Origin of the sequence: Sandarakinorhabdus sp., assembly GCF_032115815.1 — a bacterium.
Classification (GTDB): Bacteria; Pseudomonadota; Alphaproteobacteria; order Sphingomonadales; family Sphingomonadaceae; genus Sandarakinorhabdus.
The window spans coordinates 1-1,789 of record NZ_JAUMBI010000062.1 but is presented as its reverse complement, the minus strand read 5'-3'; the positions used below and the strand labels follow the sequence as shown (position 1 = coordinate 1,789).

The following is a 1,789-nucleotide window of genomic DNA, read 5'->3' as shown; positions in this document are numbered from 1 at the left end:
CTTTCGGGGCGCGGCCAGATGAAAGACGCAAAGGCCGTGCCGGTGCTGATGCTGCCGGACGAGGATGAGGACCTGAGCGAGCAGAGCGATGCCGCCGGGCTTGCCTGAACCCGTGCTCAACCTGGCGCGCAAGGTTGGCCTGAGCCCGGTAGCCGCACCGGCTGGTGATGACCGTTGCGCCATCATCGACATTGGCAGCAATTCGATCCGGCTTGTCGTCTATCACGGCCGCACCCGCATGCCGGAAACGATGTTCAACGAAAAGGTGATGGCCGGGCTGGGGCGCGGGATCGCCGCCAACGGCCGGTTGAGCGACAATGCCATGGACGTGGCAGTGGCCGGGCTTCGCCGCTTTGCCGCGCTGGTGCGGGCGATGGGTGTTGCCAACGTGCGCACCGTCGCCACTGCGGCCGTGCGTGAGGCAAAGAACGGGCAGGCGTTCATCAACCGGGTCGCTGCCGAATGCGGTCTGGCAATCGAGGTGATCGATGGCGAGGCGGAAGCACGCGGGGCCGCCATGGGCCTGGTTTCGGGCATTCCCTTTGCCGATGGCGTGGTGGGTGATCTGGGCGGCGGCAGCCTGGAACTGATCCGGGTTTCGGGCGGCGAGATGGGCAACCGCATTTCCCTGCCGATCGGTGCGCTGCGGCTGGATGCAGTGAGGAAGCGCGACCGCCGCGCGCTGGGGCCGTTTATCGCCAAGGCGCTCGACAAGGTGGACTGGTCGGGCGAGGGCAAAGGCAAGCCCTTCTACATGGTGGGTGGATCGTGGCGGGCGCTGGCGCAGATCCACATCTGGATGACGGGCCATCCGCTGCCCATTGTCCACCAGTATGAAATGCCGGCAACAGCGCCGGGCAAATTGTTTCGCAGCCTGTCGCACACCGAACTCGCCACGCTGAAGGCGGTGCCGCACCTGTCCACCTCGCGGCTGCCATCATTGCCCGGTGCGGCGATGTTGCTGGCGGCGGTGGTGAAGAAACTGGGCTCGTCCAGCGTGATTGCCTCGGGCTTCGGCCTGCGCGAAGGGTTGCTGTATGACGATCTGTCGCCGCAGGATCAGGCGCTTGATCCGCTGATCACCGCCGCCCGCGCGGAAGGCGCGCGCCAGGGCCGTTTTGCCGAACATGGCGACATGCTGTTCGACTGGATGGACCCGCTGTTTGCGGATGAGCCAGCCGGGGACCGGCGGCTGCGGTTGGCGGCGTGCCTGCTGTCAGACATCGCCTGGCGCGCCCACCCGGATTTCCGCCCGGAACGTGGCGTTGACGTGGCGCTGCACGGCAATTGGGTGGCGGTCACGGCCGCTGAACGGGCGGCGCTGGCCTGTGCGCTACATTATTGCTTTGGCGGCGATCCGGAAGCGCCGGTGATGACGACCTTGATTGCGCTGGCCCCGGTGCCGCTGCTGGTGCGCGCCCGCGCCTGGGGCCTGGCGCTACGGCTGGGCCAACGGTTGACCGGCGGCACCGCCGTGGGCCTCGCGGCGAGCCGGCTGGAGCGCCATGGCAATACGCTTGTGCTGCGGCTGGGACAGTCCCACGCTGATCTGGCGGGCGGTGATGCGGTGCAACGCCGGCTGAAACTGCTGGGCGCCGCGCTGAACCTGACGCCGCGGCTGGAATACGCTTAGAGCGGCTTCCGACCAATCTGAACCAGCGTCATCGCCTTCGGCGACCCCTACGGGGCGGGCTGAATTCGGTTCATGGCTGCGTTGATCGTCGGTTACGATGCTAAAGGCATCGCCCCCTCCTCACTCCTTGCCACGAACCGAATTCAGCGCCGTGCC

General features: G+C 67.0%; 1 protein-coding gene. It reads left to right on the top strand.

The genetic code is table 11. From position 1 onward, the window contains the following. The first annotated feature begins 100 nt into the window (after positions 1 to 100). Positions 101 to 1,633, top strand: a complete 1,533-nt coding sequence (locus RT662_RS03695; RefSeq protein WP_313669263.1) for a Ppx/GppA family phosphatase — start codon at positions 101 to 103, stop codon at positions 1,631 to 1,633. The last annotated feature ends 156 nt before the right edge of the window (positions 1,634 to 1,789 follow it).